The organism is Streptosporangium pseudovulgare (genome assembly GCF_014648055.1).
GTDB lineage: Bacteria > Actinomycetota > Actinomycetes > Streptosporangiales > Streptosporangiaceae > Streptosporangium > Streptosporangium pseudovulgare.
Genome location: NZ_BMQJ01000027.1, coordinates 37,024 through 52,859, shown reverse-complemented (window position 1 = coordinate 52,859; position 15,836 = coordinate 37,024). Strand labels below are relative to the sequence as shown.

The window sequence follows — 15,836 nt, the reverse complement described above, 5'->3', positions numbered from 1 at the left end:
GGTGCGGAGGTCAGAGGAGATGGGCATCGAGTTCGTCCTGATGTGTGTCGAGCCAGGCGAGGGCCCGGCGGATGCGCTCCCCCGCGCCCGACTCCCACATGCGGGCCCAGCCGCCGCCGGCGGTGACGGCCCTGGTCCGCATGACGTGGTAGGAGCGGCCGAAGCGCAGGCGGGCGAGGTCGAGCAGGCGGCGGCGGTCGCGGGGGGCCAGGCCGTACGCGTCGCAGAACAGCCGCAGCCGAGGGCCGACCGGCAGGGAACGCTGGAGCGGCTCCAGGTCCAGCGGGTCGGCGAGCGGAGCCCAGTGCCGCAGGGTCGTCACCACGTCGAACAGCCGGGTCGTCGGCCGGGCCAGGTCGAAGTCGATCAGCGCCGCGGGCAGGCCGTCGCGGAAGATGACGTTGTCGAGGTTGACGTCGCAGTGCCCGACCAGCTCCGGGGCCGCGTCGTCGTTGGACCCGGCCTCCCACACGGCGCGCGGCGGCGGGGTGAAGCCCGTCGCCGCGTCGTGGAAGCGGCGCAGCAGGACCGCCAGGGCGACCAGCGCCTCGTCGGTGAGTGCGTAGCCGGGAAGCGGCCTGGGAGCGGAGCGGCCCTCGACGTAGGAGAGGATCTCCCGGCCCCGCTCGTCCGTTCCCAGCGCCCGGGGCGCGCCGTCGAACCCGGCGGCCTCCAGGTGCCGCAGCAGCGCGTGGACCGCGGGCGTGGACGGCCGGGCGGGCCTGCGGACGGTCTCACCGACCCGGACCACCCCGCAGGTCACGTCACCGCCCAGCAAGGGGATCTCCTCGTGGGCCGTGACAGCGGACATGGCATACGAGGGTAGACCCGCCCGAAGGCGGACGGGAACGCGCTCGTGCGAACCCGCCCGGCCGACCGGCCCTCGCGGAGTTCCGCCTTTCCGGGCCGCTGCCGCCCGGATGGCGCTTACCGCACCGGACGGTTCACGGATCCCCTACAGTGATCCTCACAACACAGCCTGATAACTGATGCGTGACCGCTTCCTGAATCATGCACAATTAGGCGGGAGCGCCCTTAGCTCAGCTGGATAGAGCACCGGACTTCTAATCCGACGGTCGCAGGTTCGAATCCTGCAGGGCGCGCCACCAAGATCAGGTCATCTGCACTCTGACCTGGCCTTTTTCATGTTCCGGGGTAGGCGCCCCATGCAGTCGGAGGCAGCCGCACGCCACCGGTCGCGGAACATACACGGCTCCTTCGCCGGGCGCTTCGCCTCCGATGCGCCCTACGGGTTCCCCGGCCGGCGTGCCCCGTCCACGGCGGTGTCAGCCGCGCCGTACCGGCCGAACGGCCCGGCCGGGGTACCACGCCGCGAAGCGACAGGCGGCGCTCCACTTCAGTGGACGAGTGATCATTGACAGTTGGCCGGATCCCGGCCTTGGCGGTCGAACTCTTCCCGCGTGATCGTAACGTCGCCCCACTCGGGGGTGACCGTCTCTCGTCGTACCGCTGGACCAGCACCGACCCTGGCTTGAGCTTTGCCACGCTCTCGGCGGAGAAGCTGACGTGGTCGGTGCTGACTTGGCCGGAGCCTCGCCCCTGGTGGCCGAACGCGTGATAGAGCACCCCCGGACGTAGCACGAACGGTTTCGGCTCTACCGTCCAACCGTCATCCGGAGCGTCCAGCCGGACGGACGCACTTTGCCCGTCCAGAGACGGTGCGATGAAGTCCACGTCGTCCACGACGGTCGCTGCTGACGAAGGGCCCAGGCGGATGTCGAGAACCTCGGCATGGACATCGACGGAGACGGACTCGGCTTCCCCGAAGATCCTGTCTCCAGCGCTCTGGCCCTTGCCGAACGCGCCACGGGCGTCCACCTGTCTTCCGCCCGTTTCGCCCGTCCGGCTCTGATCGGATCCACCGACCACATCCATCCCTACCGCTGACGCCCTCGGCTCATAAGGTCCGGAACATACGCGGAGCGATCTCGGCCCGTCATACCCGGTGCGGCGCGAGGCTTCAGGTCACGGCACCATACGCCGCATAGGACACCTTCCGGGAACGCCTCAGGGCCACGCTTCGATTGATCAGGATCACTGCGCTGATGAGCAGGGTCACTCCTCCCGAAAGCACGGCGAGCATCGCCATGAAGGATTCGCCGTCCGGATCGCCGACCCCGGAGGGGCGGCCTTCGAGCCAGCTGGTCGTGGCCATCGCCTGTGTCATGACCAGAACCCCGAACGCGAAGGTGACCCCTCCGAGGACGAAGCCTGGAGGCGACGGCCGGGGGCGCTTGCTCCAGGGGCGAACCTTCCAGGCTCCGACCGCCAGCGCGATCGGGACCGTGACGACCTGGGCGACGTCCAAGCCCATCAACGCGGCCAGGCGCAGATGCTCGAATTCATCGCCCCGCTGGATCCAGGCGAGGGGGACCAGCACGACCCCGCAGAGAAGCCCGATGGCCGAGAAGCGGAGAAACAGCATGATCGACATGCTCTCGGACGGTAGACGGGACAGGTCAAGAGCTGGGAGGAAAGTCCTCGCCAGTGACATGTGCGGCCGCCGCAGGTTCGAATCCTGCGGGGCGCGCCACCAGGACCAGGTCTTCCGCATTCCGACCTGGTCCTTCACAGGTGACCGGCCGCCCCCTCCCCACCGCCGCGCGGCCTCCGTGAGCGGCGGTCGTCAGGAGGATCCCTCAGCCGGAGGTTCCCCGCGCGAGAGCGGCGCGCAAAGGTTCGATCTCCGCCAGGAACGAGCGACCGTCGTCAGCCTCTTCCCACAGCTCCCAGAGCTCGGAGTCCTCACCGAGGACACGGTCCAGCGCACGCAGCGCGAGCGGCACGAGGTCGTCGGAAAGGCCGATCCCGCCGCCCTCCCGCAGGAAGTCCGGCGCGTACGCCGAAGTGACCGGCGGACCGCCGCAGCACTCGGCCGCGACGATGGCCGCCGCCGCCACCGCCGCGGACCCCTCATCCACCTCCAGGTAGTCCACGGACTCCGCGGCGCCGAGCAGCGCCTGCCGGACCACGCCCACCCGGTCCTCCGGACCGGCAGCGCCCAGGTCCCCGCACCAGTCCGCCGCCGAGTCGTTGTCGAAAGGACCGCTGTCCCAAGCACCCATGCCGCTCACTCCTCACCCGAAGGATCACACGCCGACGAGGCGTCAACGTACAGGCCGGGACCGACATCTCCGGCGGGGACGTTTCGGCTCCGGGACGGTCGTCGAGGAAGTGCCCGCCACCGCCGGCCGGTGAACGGCGGCGGCGGGGGCATGCTGATCTCGTCGCGATCGACCTCGGGCAGGCGAGCGGACCAGGGGCCGGGGGCCAGGGGTCAAGGTCGTTCGTCCGACGGGAACCTGTCACGAATCGCGTGATCGTCCGGTCCCAGGAGGCGAGCGGGCCCCTGGCGTCCGGGTCCGAGGGGGGGCGGCGCGTGCCGCCATGTGCGAGAACCGGGAAGGTCATGAAATGAAGATCACTGTCATCGGCGGGACCGGCCTCATCGGATCCAGGGTGGTCGGGATCCTGAACACGGGCGGGCACGAGGCGGTGCCGCACTCGACGTCCACCGGGGTGGACCTGCTCAGCGGGCGGGGCCTGCCCGGGGCGCTGGCGGGCGCCGACGTCGTCGTCAACCTGACGAAGCCGCGGGCCTTCGACGACGCCTCGCCCGCCTTCTTCCGGAGGACCATGGACAACCTTCTGACCGCCGCCGGGGCGGCGGGCGTCGGCCACGCGGTCATCCTGTCGATCGTGGGCGCCGACCTGGTGCCCGATCTGGTCTACTACCGCGCGAAGGTGCTGCAGGAGGACATCCTCAGGGCCGGGCCCGTGCCGTACTCGATCGTGCGTTCCACGCAGTTCTTCGAGTTCGTCGACACGGTGCTGTCCTGGACCTCCGACGAGCGCACCGTACGCCTGCCCGCCACCCTCCTGCAGCCCGTGGCCGCGGATGACGTCGCCCGGGCCGTGGCCGACGTCAGCGTGGGCGTCCCGCTGCGGGGTACCCTGGACGTCGCCGGCCCCGAGGTCTTCGCGCTCGACGAGCTGGGCCGGATCACCCTCGCCGCCCGCGGTGACCACCGCGCCGTCGTCACCGACGATCGCGCCGGCATGTACGCCGCCGCCTCGGGCGACGCCCTCGTCGCCAAGGAGGGCGCCGTCATCGCCGGGACCACCTATCGGCAGTGGCTCGCGCGTCACACCGGATGATCCACCGGGGCTTCCGCGCCGGGTGAGCGCCGCGGCGCCCCCGGCTCGGGTTCCGCGCGTTCCCCGGCGGCGGGCGCGCGATCCCGGTGCCGCGCCGTCACAGAGCGGAACGCCGCCCTGTCTATTTTCAGGATGACCGTACGTTGCGAAACGACAGGAGCAGGACCTTGCCCCCAGGAGGCACCACGATCCGGATCCGGACCCGGATGAGCGCCCGTGCCGTCGACGAGCCGCACCGCGTTTCGAGCCCGCTGGAGCTGCTGTTCGATCTGACCTTCGTGGTCGCGGTCGCGGCCGCCACCGCGCAGTTCGCGCACGGCATCGCCGGCGGTCACGGCCTGGCCGGGCTGGTGCCGTTCCTTCAGGTGTTCTTCGCGATCTGGTGGGCGTGGATGAACTTCACGTGGTTCGCCTCGTCCTACGACACCGACGACGTCGCCTACCGGCTGCTCACCATGGTGCAGATGGCCGGTGTGCTGGTCCTCGCCGCCGGCGTGCCCGCCGCGGCGGGCCACTCCGACTACGGGGTCATCACGCTGGGCTATTTCCTCATGAGGATCGGGCTCGTCGTCCAGTGGCTGCGGGCCGGCCGCGAGGATCCGGAGGGGCGCCGTACCGCGTTCCGCTACGCCGGCGGCATCACCTTCCTGCAGGTGGGCTGGCTGTCGCGGCTCGCTCTCGTGGAGACGGGAGCGCTGCCCCCGTCCCTGGGCCTGCCGTCCTTCGTCCTCCTGGCCGCCCTGGAGATCGCGGTGCCGTGGTGGGCGGAGCGGGCCGGGTCCACCAGCTGGCACCCGCATCACATCGCCGAACGCTACGGCCTGTTCACGATCATCCTGCTCGGCGAGAGCGTCCTGGCCGCGAGCAGGGGGGTCGAAGGGGCGCTGGAGGCGGGCGAGGTCGGCGGGCGCCTCGTCGTGATCGCCGTCGCCGGTCTCCTCCTGCTGTTCGCCCTCTGGTGGCTGTACTTCCTCGGTCCGGCGGGGGACGGTCTCAGCGACCACCGCCGGCGGTCCTACCTGTGGGGGTACGGCCACTACGGCATCTTCGCGGCCCTGGCGGCCCTCGGCGCCGGGCTCGAAGTGGCGGTGGAGCGGAGCGGGCACGACGTCGCGGTGTCGCCGGTGGCGCTCGGCTACGCGGTCGCCGCCCCGGTGGGTGTGTACCTCGCCCTGCTGTGGGCGGTGAACGCGCTGGTCGGCGCCGCACCCGTCCTCTTTCCCGCCACGGTTCCGGGGTGCGTCGTCGTCGTCCTGGCGCTGCCGCTCGCGGCGCCCTGGATCGGCGTGGCCGCCGTGGTCGGGGCGATCGCGGCCGTCTGCGTTCTGCTGGTCGCCGTCACGATCTGGACGGCGAACGCCGGGGCCCGCGCCGGCGCCCGGTGAGGTGACCGTCCTCCGCCGTGCGGGGCGAACGGGCGGCAAAGGTTCCGCTCGCCGCCGATGACGCGTCATCGGCCCGGGAAGAATTTCGCGGTGGCCGTCACAAACCCGGAGGCTGCCCGGTCTCAGCTGGCGACCGGGTGGCGACAGGGCGGCCCGGCGGACGGAAAGGGAACGCGATGAGGATCGTGGTGGTCGGCGGAACCGGCCTGATCGGGTCGAAGCTGGTGACGAGGCTGGGCGAGCACGGCCACGAGGCGGTGGCGGCGGCGCCGGGCACCGGCGTCGACACGCTGACCGGCGAGGGGCTGGCCGAGGTGCTGGCGGGCGCGCAGGTGGTGGTCGACGTGTCGAACTCGCCGTCGTTCGAGAGGGAGGCGGTGCTGAGGTTCTTCGAGACCTCCACGGGCAACCTCCTCGCGGCGGAGGCGGCGGCGGGTGTGGGTCACCACGTCGCGGTGTCGATCGTGGGAACGGAGCGGATGCCGGACAACGGCTACTTCGCAGCGAAGATCGCCCAGGAGCGGCTGATCGAGAAGTCGGGGATCCCGTTCTCGCTCGTGCACTCGACCCAGTTCTTCGAGTTCGCCCGCGGCATCGCCGACGAGGCCACGGTGGACGGCAAGGTGCACATCGCGCCCGTGCTCTTCCAGCCCATCGCGGGCGACGACGTCGCCCAGGCGGTCGGCCGGATCGCGGCGGGGTCGCCGCTGAACGGCAGGACCGAGATCGCCGGGCCGGAGCGGTTCCGGATGGACGAGTTCTTCCGCCGGGCGCTGGCCGCCTGGGGCGACCCGCGTGAGGTGGTCACCGACCCGCACGCGCGCTACTTCGGCAGCGAGCTGAGCGAGCGGTCGCTGGTTCCGGAGGACGGCGCCACCCTCGGCGCGATCCGCTACCACGACTGGCTCGGCGGCGCCGCCACCGGCGAACAGGCCGGCGGAAGGTGACCCCGCGTCCACGCCGGGATCACCGGGATCACCGGGAGGAATGATGAGCGTTCCGAGCGACGGGGACGACGTTCTGCACGAACTCAAGGCCGAGGTCGAGGCGGAGGTGATGCGGGCCGAGGCCGGCCGCCCGGAGGACGTTTCCAGCCTGCCGGTCACCGACTGGCTGTTCGATCCGACGGACGTCGAACGCGAGGAGATCGGCCTGCGAGGTCTGCTGGGCGCGATCAAGGCGCTGGAGGACGCGCCCCGGCCCGGCGGTGACGGCCGGACGGTCTAGATTCTGTTCTTCGAGCGACCTCGGGGCGGGAACCGGAACCGGTTCCCGCCCCCTTCACTTCCGGTGCTCTCGCCGCCTTCAGCGCCCGGTGGTGAGCGGAAACGCGGAATCCCGTCCGCCGTGGACGGCGGCGATTCGAGAACATCGCGGTCACGAGCTCGTCGGCACCGAACAAAGACCGTTGCGGCGCCATGAAACTTTCATTCACCGATAAATCCGCGGCAGAGTCGTCATTTGCATCGTTCCATCGGATATCCGCAGCTCACCGCGCAGATTGATGCTCGCGAACACGGCTTTCCGGGGGTGTTCTCAGGGTGCCGGCACGCCGTCCGGCCCGGACCGGGTGGATTTCCAGCGCGCGGCCTTGCCAATCCGAAAGGGCCGCCCTATCGTCATTGGAAAGCGCTTTCCCATACAAAGGCCGCCCCGGCGGAGGCGGCCTTCGCACCGCGGCGGGAGCACGGCCGCGGCGGCCCCGCGGCCGGCACCGACGCCCCGCGGAGCCGGACCGCGGCTGAACCACCGCCCCCGTCCACATCGAAAAACGCTCGCATCCCCTGCCCGGCGACGGGTCGCCGACGTCAGCGGTCCGCCGGAACACCCCGGACGTGGAGCGGCGCCACCCGGCACTCAACAACGGAAGGAACGTCGATCATGAGGCGACCAGTCGCGCTGCGACTCTGTGCGGCGCTGGCCACGACGGCCGTTGCGGCCGCGACCGGCACGGTCCTGTCGCTACCCGGCGCGTCGGCGGCGGCCGGCGGCGCCACCGGTTACGCGACCCAGAACGGCGGGACCACCGGTGGCGCGGGCGGGCGGACGGTACGGGCCACCACGGGGACCGCGATCCACCAGGCCCTGTGCAGCCGGGCCGACAGCAGCACCCCGATCACCATCGAGGTCGAGGGGACCATCGACCACGCCAACACCGCCAAGGTGTCGGGCGACAGCTGCAACACCGCCGCCGGCGTGATCGAGCTCAAGCAGGTCAGCAACGTCACGATCATCGGGGTCGGCGGCGGGGCCGTCTTCGACCAGGTGGGCATCCACATCCGCGAGGCCCGCAACATCATCATCCAGAACGTGACGGTCCGGAACGTCAAGAAGTCGGGCTCGCCCACGTCCAACGGCGGCGACGCCATCGGCATGGAGAGCGACGTCCGCAACGTCTGGGTCGACCACGCCACCCTGGAGGCGTCGGGCGGGGAGTCGGAGGGCTTCGACGGCCTCTTCGACATGAAGGACAACACCCAGTACGTGACCCTGTCCTACAGCATCCTGCGCAACTCCGGCCGCGGCGGCCTCGTCGGGTCCAGCGAGAGCGACCGCTCGAACGGCTTCATCACCTACCACCACAACCTGTACGAGAACATCGACTCCCGCACGCCCCTGCTGCGCGGCGGCATAGCCCACATCTACAACAACCACTACGTGCGCCTCAACGAGTCCGGCATCAACTCCCGGGCCGGGGCCCGCGCCAAGGTGGACAACAACTACTTCAAGGACTCCAGGGACGTCCTGGGCACCTTCTACACCAGCGAGGCCGGCTACTGGCAGGTCAGCGGCAACATCTTGGACAACGTGACCTGGTCCGGCCCCGGCGGCGAGACCAACCCCGCCGGCCCCGACCTGCGGTCCACCACCACCGTCGGCATCCCCTACCCCTACAGCCTCGACGGGGCGAGCTGCGTGCCGGGCATCGTGGGCCGGACGGCGGGCGCCGGCAAGGGGCTGAAGGTGTCGGACGGCGGCTGCTCACCGCAGACCCCCACCCCGGGACCCACCACCACCCCCACCTCCGGACCGACCTCCACCCCCACCGTCACTCCCACCACCGGGCCGACCCAGCCCGGCGGGACCAACCTCAGCCTCGGAGCCGGCGCCGACGGATCCAGCAAGGCGAGCGGGACGAGCTACGGCAACGTGCGGGACGGCGACATGAGCACCTACTGGTCGCCGTCCGGCTCGACCGGTTCCATCTCGATCAAGTGGGACTCCCCCACCGTGGTATCCACGATCAACATCCGGGAGGCTCCGGGCTCCGTGGGCGGCATCCGGACCTGGAGGGTCGTCAACGCCGACACCGGCGCCGTCCTGACCTCCGGCAACGGGGCGGGCGTCATCACCTTCCCCCGGACCTCACTCCGCAAGATCACCTTCGAGATCACCGGCTCGACCGGGACGCCGAAGGTCGCCGAGTACGAGACCTACGCCGGATAGCGGCGGAGTCACCCCCGCCCGGAACCGGCGTCTCCCGGTTCCGGGCGGGCGTGGGCACGGGCCGGCCGCGTATCGGATGGCGGTCGGGGCCGCGGCGCTACGCCGGGAGGGCCGACCCGGAGCGGACCCTCACCACCGAGCCGCTGATGTCCTGGGCGTGGCGGATCAGGTTGAGGATCGGGCACACCCGCTCGACCTCGGCGTGCAGGCGGGCCAGTTCCTCGTCCGAGGCGGGTGAGTCGATCAGCACCTCGTAGCGGAAGTTCTGAGGGTACGCCGGGATTCCGGTCTCGCCCGGCCGCTGGGCCGCGGGGTCGTACTCGGCCCGCACGTCCACCTCCAGTGAGTCGAGCGGTATCCCCGACTCGGCCGCCTTGATCAGGAAGATGTGGGTGACACAGCTTCCCAGCACACCCGCCTGCAGCTCGGGGGAGCCCGGGCCGAGGTCGTATCCGGCGAAGTCGGGTCCGCTGTCGCTGAGGATCTGGAAGTCCCTGATCCTGATGCGCCGGATTCCGCTGCGACCCTCGGCCGTGACGTGGGCGTGCAGCGGGACGGGGCCCCGCGCGAGGGACTCCCGGCGGGCCAGCAGGGCCGTGCGCTTCTGCGACAGGTAGTCGCGGAGGGTGCTCATACGGGTGGATCTCCGTTTCAGGTCAGTGTCACAGGCCGTTTCAGGTCAGCGTCACAGGGCCGCGAGGGGTGAGCAGCACCGCTCTCAACGCGGGTTCCGGGCCGTCGGTGACGTCGAGCCGTACGTCCAGCGCGGCCAGGTCGCGGCGGAGCCCGGCGGGGTCGGGGTGGGTGGCGGCGAAGGAGTCCAGGCGCAGTCCGGGCAGCCCGGACGCTGCGGGGTGGGGGGTACGGCCCCAGTCGATGAGGAACGGCACCGGTCTGACCGCGGCCGGGTCGTCGCGGCGGGTCAACCGCCACTCCAGCAGCGTCCCGCCGGGCGTGCGCCGGGAGAGCGGCCGGACGTCGCCGGGGTCGTGGCCGCGTTCCCGCGCCCGCCGTACCGCGGTGTCGATGTCATCGGGATGGACGGCCCAGGTGACGAGGCGCGGCTCGCGGAGGGAGTCCAGGCCGAAGGCGCGCGGGCGGGCGTCCGGCCCGGCCGCCGGATCGGGGCCGATGATCTCCAGGTAGGAGGAGGGGCCGAGGCCGACGAGGTGGTTGGCGGTGCCGCCGGGATGGCTGCCGCCCGCCACCGGGGTGACGCCGGTGCGCTCGGCGAACTCGGCGACGCCGGCGAGCAGGTCCGGCACCGCGTAGACGAGGTGGTCGAGATGGGGGTCGATGGTCGTACCGGTGGTCACCGGTCCTCCTCCTTCACTGGTTCGCCGAGTGAGAGCATGAGCCGGTTGGCCCAGTTGAAGAACGCGGCGGCGTTGATGACGTCGCTGATCTCCAGGTCGTCGAGCCCCGCGGCGCGCAGCGCGGCGAGGTGTCCGACGGTGAGTTCGCCCGGGGTGGCGGTGAGCGCCGCCGACGCGTCGATGATCGCCCGCCATCGGTCGTCCTGCCACGCGTGGACGCCCTCGTCGAGCAGCCGCTGTACGTCGCCGGGTCGCCTGGAGTGGTGCGCGGCGAAGCGCGCGTGCACCGAGGCGCAGAACACGCAGCCGTTCCGGCGGGAGGTGGCCGTGGCGGCCAGCTCGCGTTCGGCCCGCGGCAGTCCGCCGTCGGCGTTGTGGAAGATGTCGTTGTCGGTCACCGTACGCGCGTGGAGGATTCGCGGGTCGCGGGCGAGGAGGCGGAAGTACGGCGACGCGGCGCGCGCCCTGTCGACCAGTGCCTCGCGGTGCTCGTCGGTGAGCTCATCGGCGGCCAGCGGCTCCAGCCACGGTGTCCAGCCGAGCTGTTCCCGGGTGAAACCGGTCATGCGGCGGCCCCCAGCAGACGCAGTCCGGCGGCGACCCGGACCTGGAAGCTGAGGAAGGCCACGAGCTGCGAGAGCGTGACGATGCCCGTGGAGCTCCAGCCCGCACGGCGCAGCGCGTCGAGGGCCTCCCTGCTCGCCTCGCGGGGCCGGAACACGAGCAGGTGCGCGTGCTCGAACGCGGCGGTGAGGCGTGCGCCCAGCGCGCCGGGGTCGCCGGTGCGGTAGCGCGGTCCTTCGGCGCTCTCCCCCGGCGCCGCGACGCCCGGCGGATAGACCCCGTAGGGTCCGGTGGCGGCGCCCGCCTCGACCTCGGCCCGTACGGCCGCCGACAGGCCCGGGGCGAGTCCGGCCAGCCGCTCCGCGTAGAAGCCGGCGGCGGGGGCGTCGCGGTGCAGCCCGGTCACGAAGGCGGCGATCGCGTTCCGCTCGACGAGCGTGACCTCGGTCTCCGCGTCGGGGGCGAACAGCGCGTCGAAGCTGCGCTGGGCGTGCTCGCGGGCGCCCGGCCGCCGGTGGCGGAGCCGGTCGAGGGATGAGCCGGGCGTGATCCCGGCCAGCAGGTCGATGACGTCGGCGGTGCCGGCGGCGCCGGAAGTACTTGCGCTGTCGGGGATGTCGAGGGTCATGCGGGGCTCGTTCCTGCCGGGGCGTACGGGTCTCGTGCCGTCGTGGTCACGCGAGGCTCCTCTCCGCCGAGGGGACCCAGCCGAGCGCGGGCGCGACCTCGGTCGCCAGCAGCTCGATGGAGCGGAGGATGAGGGGATGCGGCGGGTCGACCGAGTGCACCTGGAGGGCCAGGTCGGTCACCCGGTCGAGGACCGGGTCGGCCTGGAGGGTCTCGATGACGTCCCGCGGGGTGCCGACGTGCACGTCGAACGCGGTGATCCGCCGGTCGAGGTCGCTGTCGGGCAGCTCGAACGGGAGCCTGCCGCCGCTGAGGCCGCGTTCCGCGTGCCGGAGCGCCTCGGTCCGGCTGTCGGCCACGAAGGCGGTGCGCGAGGCCATGATCCGCGGTGTGGCGTCCGGCGGCAGGTTCTCCAGGTAGGCGTCCACGATGGGCCGCTGGAGCTCCGCGAGGGTCGCCTGCGGCCGGTCGGCGGGGCGGGGCTGGGTGCGCGAGAGCATCAGCCCGTTGCCCGCCCGGCCGGCGCGGGCGCCGCCGGCCGCGGAGAACGTCGCCTCCCACACGGCGCCGGTCAGCCGGGGCGCGGGCGGATGGAGCCGGTTGCCGCCGCCGAGGTCCTCCCCGGACCAGGCCCGGACCAGCACGGCCAGGTGCTCGGCGTAAAGGGCCGCGCGGCCGGCGCTGTCGCGGCCGAAGGGGGCGAAGGAGGCGGGTGTCCCCCCGCTGCCCACGCCCACTTCCAGTCGGCCGTCGGACAGCAGGTCGAGTACGGCGGTGTCCTCGGCCGTGCGCAGCGGATCTTCGAGCGGGAGCGTGATGATGCCGGTGCCGAGGCGGATCCTGCCGGTCTCCGCCGCCACGTGCGCCAGGAACACCAGCGGCGAGGGCAGGCCGCCCTCGGCGGCGTCGAAGTGGTGCTGCGCGACCCAGGCGGTGTCGAACCCCAGGGCCTCCGCGTGCCGGATCTGTTCGGCCGCCAGCCGGTAACGCTCTCCGGGCGGCGCCTCGTCGAGGATCCGGGTGAAGAAGCCGAGCCTCATCGGACCGGCTCCGGGATCGCGGCGAGAAGCTCCCGGGTGTAGGGATGGCATGGGTCGGTGAAGACCTGCCGGGTCGTTCCGGATTCCACGATGCGTCCTTCGCTCATGACGGAGATGGTGTGTGAGATCTGCCGCACCACCGCGAGGTCGTGCGAGATGAAGAGATAGGTCAGTCCGAGGTCGCGCTGGAGCCGTTCCAGCAGGTCGAGGATCTGCGCCTGGACGGTGACGTCGAGCGCGGAGACCGCCTCGTCGAGCACGAGCACCTCGGGTCCGGCGGCCAGCGCGCGGGCGATGGCCACCCGCTGCCGTTGCCCGCCGGAGAGCTCCCGGGGCCTGCGCCCGGCGACGTCCCGCGGGAGCGCCACCCGTTCCAGCAGTTCGGTGACGCGGGTACGGCGGGCCGCGCGGTCGCCGAGCCGGAAGTTGCGCAGCGGCTCCTCCACGATCTCCGCGATGGACTGCCGGGGGTCGAGCGACCCGTACGGGTTCTGGTACACGAGCTGGACGTGGCGGCGGAACAGGCGTCCCGGGCCCGCCCCGGGGATCTCCACCGTCCCGGACGTGGGCTCGGCGAAGCGCGCCACCGTCCGCGCCGTGGTGGTCTTGCCCGAGCCCGACTCCCCCACCAGCGCGTGCGTCGTCCCGGCCGCCACCTCGAAGGAGACTCCGTCGACGGCGCGGAACGGGCGCCGGCCGGTCCGGAACTCCTTGACCAGGTCCCGGACCACGACGGCGGGGCCGCGGCCGCCCGGCTCGGCGGTCCGGAAGTCCCGGGCCGACAGGGCCGGGGCGTCGTCCAGCAGCCGCGCGGTGTAGCCGGCCCGGGGATCGGCGATCACGGCGGAGGTCGGTCCCTCCTCCTCGACCAGGCCGTCCTTCATGACGACCAGCCGGTCCGAGCGGGCGGCGGCCACGCCCAGGTCGTGGGTGACCAGCAGCACCGCCGTGCCGAACTCGGCACGCAGGTCGTCGATGAGGTCCAGGATGCGCCGCTGCACGGTGACGTCCAGGGCGCTGGTGGGCTCGTCGGCGATGATCAGTTGCGGTTCCAGGGCGATCGCGATGGCGATGAGCACCCGTTGCCGCATCCCTCCGGAGAGCTCGTGCGGGTACTGGCGGGCCCGTGTCTCCGGGTCGGACAGGCCGACGCGGGCGAGCAGCTCGACGACCCGCCGCCGGATCGTACGGCGGTCGCCCCGCCCGTGCAGGCGGAACACCTCGCCGATCTGGGCGCCGATGGTCTTGACCGGGTTGAGGGAGTTCGCCGGGTCCTGCGGGACCAGGCCGATCCGTGTGCCGCGCACCGACTCCATGCGCCGTGAGGACCACGAGGTCAGGTCGGCGTCGCCGAGCAGGATCCGGCCGCCGTCCACCGTCCCGCCCGGGGGGAGCAGTCCCATGACCGCGTGCGCGGTGGTGGACTTGCCGGACCCCGACTCGCCGACGAGGGCGACGACCTCCTTCGGCTCCACGCGGAAGGAGATCCCTCTGACCGCGGGCCTGCCGCCGTAGGACACGGCGAGGTCGCGGATGTCGAGCAGGCTCATGCCGTGCTCCTTCCGATGGAGTGGCTGATCCGGCCGGCGGCGAGCACCACCGCGACCACCACGGCCCCCGGCAGCGTGGTCAGCCACCACGACGTCGCCAGGTAGTTGCGCCCTTCGGCGATCAGCAGGCCCCACTCCGGTGTGGGCGGCTCCGCGCCGTAGCCGAGGAAGCCGAGCGTCGAGATGGCCAGGATCGCCATGCCGAACTGCAGCGCGGTGAGCGCGATGACGGGTCCGAGCGAGTTCGGCAGCACGTGCCTCCAGAGCACGACCGGGTACCTGCCGCCGCTGCCGAACGCGGCCTCCACGTAGTCGGTACGGCGCACCCGCACCACCTCGGACCGGGCGAGCCGGGCGAAGGCCGCGACCGAGCCGGTGCCGACCGCGATCGCCACGTTCACCGTACCGGGGCCGAGCAGGATGATCACGGTGAGTGCCAGGAGCAGGCCGGGCACCGAGAGCAGCACGTCGACGAAGCGCATGACCGCGTCGTCGACCGGCCCGCCGGCCGATCCGGCCAGCAGCCCGAGCAGGGTCCCCAGGAGCAGCCCGACCGCGACGGCCACGAACGCCCCCGACAGCGAGTGCACGGACCCGTGCACCACTCTCGCGAACAGGTCGCGGCCCACCGCGTCGGTGCCGAACAGGTGCCGCGCGCTCGGCGCCTGGAGCTTCTCGGCGGGCACGCCCGCGATGGGGTCGTGGGCGGTGAACAGGCCCGGCGCGAGCGCCCAGAGCGCGACGACCGCGAGCACCAGCGAGGCCACGAGCAGCCCGGTCTTCGGCCGGTTCATCCGGTCACCGCCCTCAGCCGCGGGTCGAGCACCGGGAAGAGCACATCGACGGCGAGGTTGACCAGCACGAACACGGCCGCGGCGAGCACCACGACGGCGAGCATCACCGGCGTGTCCTGGGCGTTCACGGCCTGCTCGGTCAGCCTGCCGATGCCGTTGCGGCCGAACACCGTCTCCGTCACGACGGAACCGGCGATCAGCTCGCCGAACGTCACCCCGGCCACGGTCAGCGCGGGCAGCGCCGCGTTGCGCGCCACGTGCCGCCAGAGGATCCACCACCGTGACGCGCCCTTCGCGGCCACGACGGGCACGAACGCCTGCGCCTGGACCCGGTCGACGCTCCGGGCCAGGACCTGCGCGATCGGGGCGGCGATCGGCACGGCCAGCGTCAGCACGGGCAGGACGAGCTGCTGGAGGGCGCTTCCCCCGATGACGGGCACCAGGCCGAGCCGGAACGAGAACACCTGGATGAGCAGGATGCCCAGCCAGAACACCGGGACCGAGACGAACAGCGACGGCACCGCCAGCAGCGCGTCCCTGACCCACGACGTCCTGCTGTGACCCGCCGCGAACGCGATCACCACGGCGATCAGCACCGCCAGCAGGAACCCGCTTCCGGCCAGCACGGCCGTCGCGGGCAGCGCCTCGGCCAGCCTCTCGACCACCGGGGTGCCGGTGTCGATGGAGTAGCCGAAGCCGCCGCGCAGGAACCCGAGCAGGGTGGTCGCGTAGGACTCCAGGGGGGACGCGCCGCCGTCGTAGTAGGCGCGGATCTCCTCGATCTGCCGCGGCGACAGGCCCAGCTCGGGGTTCTGGAACTTGATCAGGATCGAGTCGCCCGGCAGCAGCTGCAGGAGGACGTAGGCGACGGTGAAGGCGGCCCACAGCACGAACGCCGCCTGCCCGGCCCGTCGGAGCAGATACCTCGCCACCG

At 72.1% G+C, this 15,836-nt stretch carries 17 protein-coding genes and 1 tRNA gene; 7 read left to right on the top strand and 11 right to left on the bottom strand.

Annotated features, from left to right (window positions below):
• Nucleotides 1–10 precede the first annotated feature (10 nt).
• On the bottom strand, nt 11–811 hold the full coding sequence (locus IEZ10_RS34735; RefSeq protein ID WP_189250755.1) for a phosphotransferase: 801 nt from the start codon (nt 809–811) through the stop codon (nt 11–13).
• 218 nt (nt 812–1,029) lie between these two features.
• On the opposite strand from IEZ10_RS34735, the gene IEZ10_RS34730 reads away from it, so the two are divergent.
• A tRNA-Arg gene (locus IEZ10_RS34730) sits at nt 1,030–1,106 on the top strand.
• A 646-nt stretch (nt 1,107–1,752) separates the two neighbouring features.
• Entirely contained in the window at nt 1,753–1,908 is a 156-nt protein-coding gene (locus IEZ10_RS34725; protein ID WP_189250754.1) for a hypothetical protein, read from the top strand.
• A 73-nt stretch (nt 1,909–1,981) separates the two neighbouring features.
• Here IEZ10_RS34725 and IEZ10_RS34720 read toward each other — a convergent pair whose 3' ends face one another.
• Together IEZ10_RS34720 and IEZ10_RS34715 are read right to left on the bottom strand one after the other, a co-directional pair.
• Nucleotides 1,982–2,455 carry a hypothetical protein gene (locus IEZ10_RS34720; protein ID WP_189250753.1) on the bottom strand — a complete coding sequence of 158 codons (474 nt, stop codon included), beginning with the start codon at nt 2,453–2,455 and terminating at the stop codon, nt 1,982–1,984.
• A gap of 205 nt (nt 2,456–2,660) precedes the next feature.
• Complete coding sequence (locus tag IEZ10_RS34715; RefSeq protein ID WP_189250752.1) at nt 2,661–3,086, bottom strand: DUF4259 domain-containing protein; 426 nt, start codon at nt 3,084–3,086, stop codon at nt 2,661–2,663.
• Nucleotides 3,087–3,435: 349 nt separating this feature from the next.
• Between IEZ10_RS34715 and IEZ10_RS34710 the strand changes: the two genes are divergently transcribed.
• From IEZ10_RS34710 to IEZ10_RS34690, 5 genes are all read left to right on the top strand, one after another.
• Nucleotides 3,436–4,179, top strand: coding sequence for an SDR family oxidoreductase (locus IEZ10_RS34710; protein WP_189250751.1), 744 nt, complete (start codon nt 3,436–3,438; stop codon nt 4,177–4,179).
• 206 nt (nt 4,180–4,385) lie between these two features.
• Entirely contained in the window at nt 4,386–5,564 is a 1,179-nt protein-coding gene (locus tag IEZ10_RS34705; RefSeq protein ID WP_189250750.1) for a low temperature requirement protein A, read from the top strand.
• A gap of 176 nt (nt 5,565–5,740) precedes the next feature.
• Nucleotides 5,741–6,511 carry an SDR family oxidoreductase gene (locus IEZ10_RS34700; protein ID WP_189250749.1) on the top strand — a complete coding sequence of 257 codons (771 nt, stop codon included), beginning with the start codon at nt 5,741–5,743 and terminating at the stop codon, nt 6,509–6,511.
• Nucleotides 6,512–6,554: 43 nt separating this feature from the next.
• Nucleotides 6,555–6,791: a hypothetical protein gene (locus tag IEZ10_RS34695; protein WP_189250748.1), complete on the top strand. Its 237-nt coding sequence runs from the start codon at nt 6,555–6,557 to the stop codon at nt 6,789–6,791.
• Between the two features lie 654 nt (nt 6,792–7,445).
• Nucleotides 7,446–9,011 carry a pectate lyase family protein gene (locus IEZ10_RS34690; protein WP_189250747.1) on the top strand — a complete coding sequence of 522 codons (1,566 nt, stop codon included), beginning with the start codon at nt 7,446–7,448 and terminating at the stop codon, nt 9,009–9,011.
• A gap of 97 nt (nt 9,012–9,108) precedes the next feature.
• Here IEZ10_RS34690 and IEZ10_RS34685 read toward each other — a convergent pair whose 3' ends face one another.
• From IEZ10_RS34685 to IEZ10_RS34650, 8 genes are read right to left on the bottom strand one after another with little or no spacing between them, the layout of a single operon-like run.
• Nucleotides 9,109–9,645: an OsmC family protein gene (locus IEZ10_RS34685; RefSeq protein ID WP_189250746.1), complete on the bottom strand. Its 537-nt coding sequence runs from the start codon at nt 9,643–9,645 to the stop codon at nt 9,109–9,111.
• A gap of 40 nt (nt 9,646–9,685) precedes the next feature.
• Nucleotides 9,686–10,327, bottom strand: coding sequence for a VOC family protein (locus IEZ10_RS34680; RefSeq protein ID WP_229811941.1), 642 nt, complete (start codon nt 10,325–10,327; stop codon nt 9,686–9,688).
• A complete protein-coding gene (locus tag IEZ10_RS34675; protein WP_189250745.1) occupies nt 10,324–10,893 on the bottom strand; it encodes an alkylhydroperoxidase domain protein in 570 nt (189 codons plus the stop codon). Before IEZ10_RS34675 ends, IEZ10_RS34680 begins: the two co-directional genes overlap by 4 nt.
• The gene (locus tag IEZ10_RS34670; RefSeq protein ID WP_189250744.1) at nt 10,890–11,519 is read right to left on the bottom strand and encodes a CMD domain protein; all 630 of its coding nucleotides are present in this window, start codon (nt 11,517–11,519) and stop codon (nt 10,890–10,892) included. Before IEZ10_RS34670 ends, IEZ10_RS34675 begins: the two co-directional genes overlap by 4 nt.
• Before the next feature lie 46 nt (nt 11,520–11,565).
• Nucleotides 11,566–12,558, bottom strand: a complete 993-nt coding sequence (locus IEZ10_RS34665) for a putative FMN-dependent luciferase-like monooxygenase (protein WP_189250743.1) — start codon at nt 12,556–12,558, stop codon at nt 11,566–11,568.
• Nucleotides 12,555–14,108: a dipeptide ABC transporter ATP-binding protein gene (locus IEZ10_RS34660; RefSeq protein ID WP_189250742.1), complete on the bottom strand. Its 1,554-nt coding sequence runs from the start codon at nt 14,106–14,108 to the stop codon at nt 12,555–12,557. Before IEZ10_RS34660 ends, IEZ10_RS34665 begins: the two co-directional genes overlap by 4 nt.
• Nucleotides 14,105–14,902 (bottom strand): ABC transporter permease, encoded by a 798-nt coding sequence (locus tag IEZ10_RS34655; protein ID WP_189250741.1) that lies wholly within the window; start codon nt 14,900–14,902, stop codon nt 14,105–14,107. Before IEZ10_RS34655 ends, IEZ10_RS34660 begins: the two co-directional genes overlap by 4 nt.
• Nucleotides 14,899–15,834, bottom strand: coding sequence for an ABC transporter permease (locus IEZ10_RS34650; RefSeq protein ID WP_189250740.1), 936 nt, complete (start codon nt 15,832–15,834; stop codon nt 14,899–14,901). Before IEZ10_RS34650 ends, IEZ10_RS34655 begins: the two co-directional genes overlap by 4 nt.
• Between the last annotated feature and the right edge of the window lie 2 nt (nt 15,835–15,836).

Bases quoted from the DNA above. Each gene is read 5' to 3' on its own strand.
- IEZ10_RS34665 (WP_189250743.1), bottom strand. From the start codon at position 12,558: ATGAGGCTCGGCTTCTTCACCCGGATCCTCGACGAGGCGCCGCCCGGA.
- IEZ10_RS34670 (WP_189250744.1), bottom strand. From the start codon at position 11,519: ATGACCCTCGACATCCCCGACAGCGCAAGTACTTCCGGCGCCGCCGGC.
- IEZ10_RS34705 (WP_189250750.1), top strand. From the start codon at position 4,386: ATGAGCGCCCGTGCCGTCGACGAGCCGCACCGCGTTTCGAGCCCGCTG.
- IEZ10_RS34655 (WP_189250741.1), bottom strand. From the start codon at position 14,902: ATGAACCGGCCGAAGACCGGGCTGCTCGTGGCCTCGCTGGTGCTCGCG.
- IEZ10_RS34735 (WP_189250755.1), bottom strand. From the start codon at position 811: ATGTCCGCTGTCACGGCCCACGAGGAGATCCCCTTGCTGGGCGGTGAC.
- IEZ10_RS34725 (WP_189250754.1), top strand. From the start codon at position 1,753: ATGGACATCGACGGAGACGGACTCGGCTTCCCCGAAGATCCTGTCTCC.
- IEZ10_RS34685 (WP_189250746.1), bottom strand. From the start codon at position 9,645: ATGAGCACCCTCCGCGACTACCTGTCGCAGAAGCGCACGGCCCTGCTG.
- IEZ10_RS34660 (WP_189250742.1), bottom strand. From the start codon at position 14,108: ATGAGCCTGCTCGACATCCGCGACCTCGCCGTGTCCTACGGCGGCAGG.
- IEZ10_RS34710 (WP_189250751.1), top strand. From the start codon at position 3,436: ATGAAGATCACTGTCATCGGCGGGACCGGCCTCATCGGATCCAGGGTG.
- IEZ10_RS34690 (WP_189250747.1), top strand. From the start codon at position 7,446: ATGAGGCGACCAGTCGCGCTGCGACTCTGTGCGGCGCTGGCCACGACG.
- IEZ10_RS34720 (WP_189250753.1), bottom strand. From the start codon at position 2,455: ATGTCGATCATGCTGTTTCTCCGCTTCTCGGCCATCGGGCTTCTCTGC.
- IEZ10_RS34700 (WP_189250749.1), top strand. From the start codon at position 5,741: ATGAGGATCGTGGTGGTCGGCGGAACCGGCCTGATCGGGTCGAAGCTG.
- IEZ10_RS34695 (WP_189250748.1), top strand. From the start codon at position 6,555: ATGAGCGTTCCGAGCGACGGGGACGACGTTCTGCACGAACTCAAGGCC.
- IEZ10_RS34715 (WP_189250752.1), bottom strand. From the start codon at position 3,086: ATGGGTGCTTGGGACAGCGGTCCTTTCGACAACGACTCGGCGGCGGAC.
- IEZ10_RS34675 (WP_189250745.1), bottom strand. From the start codon at position 10,893: ATGACCGGTTTCACCCGGGAACAGCTCGGCTGGACACCGTGGCTGGAG.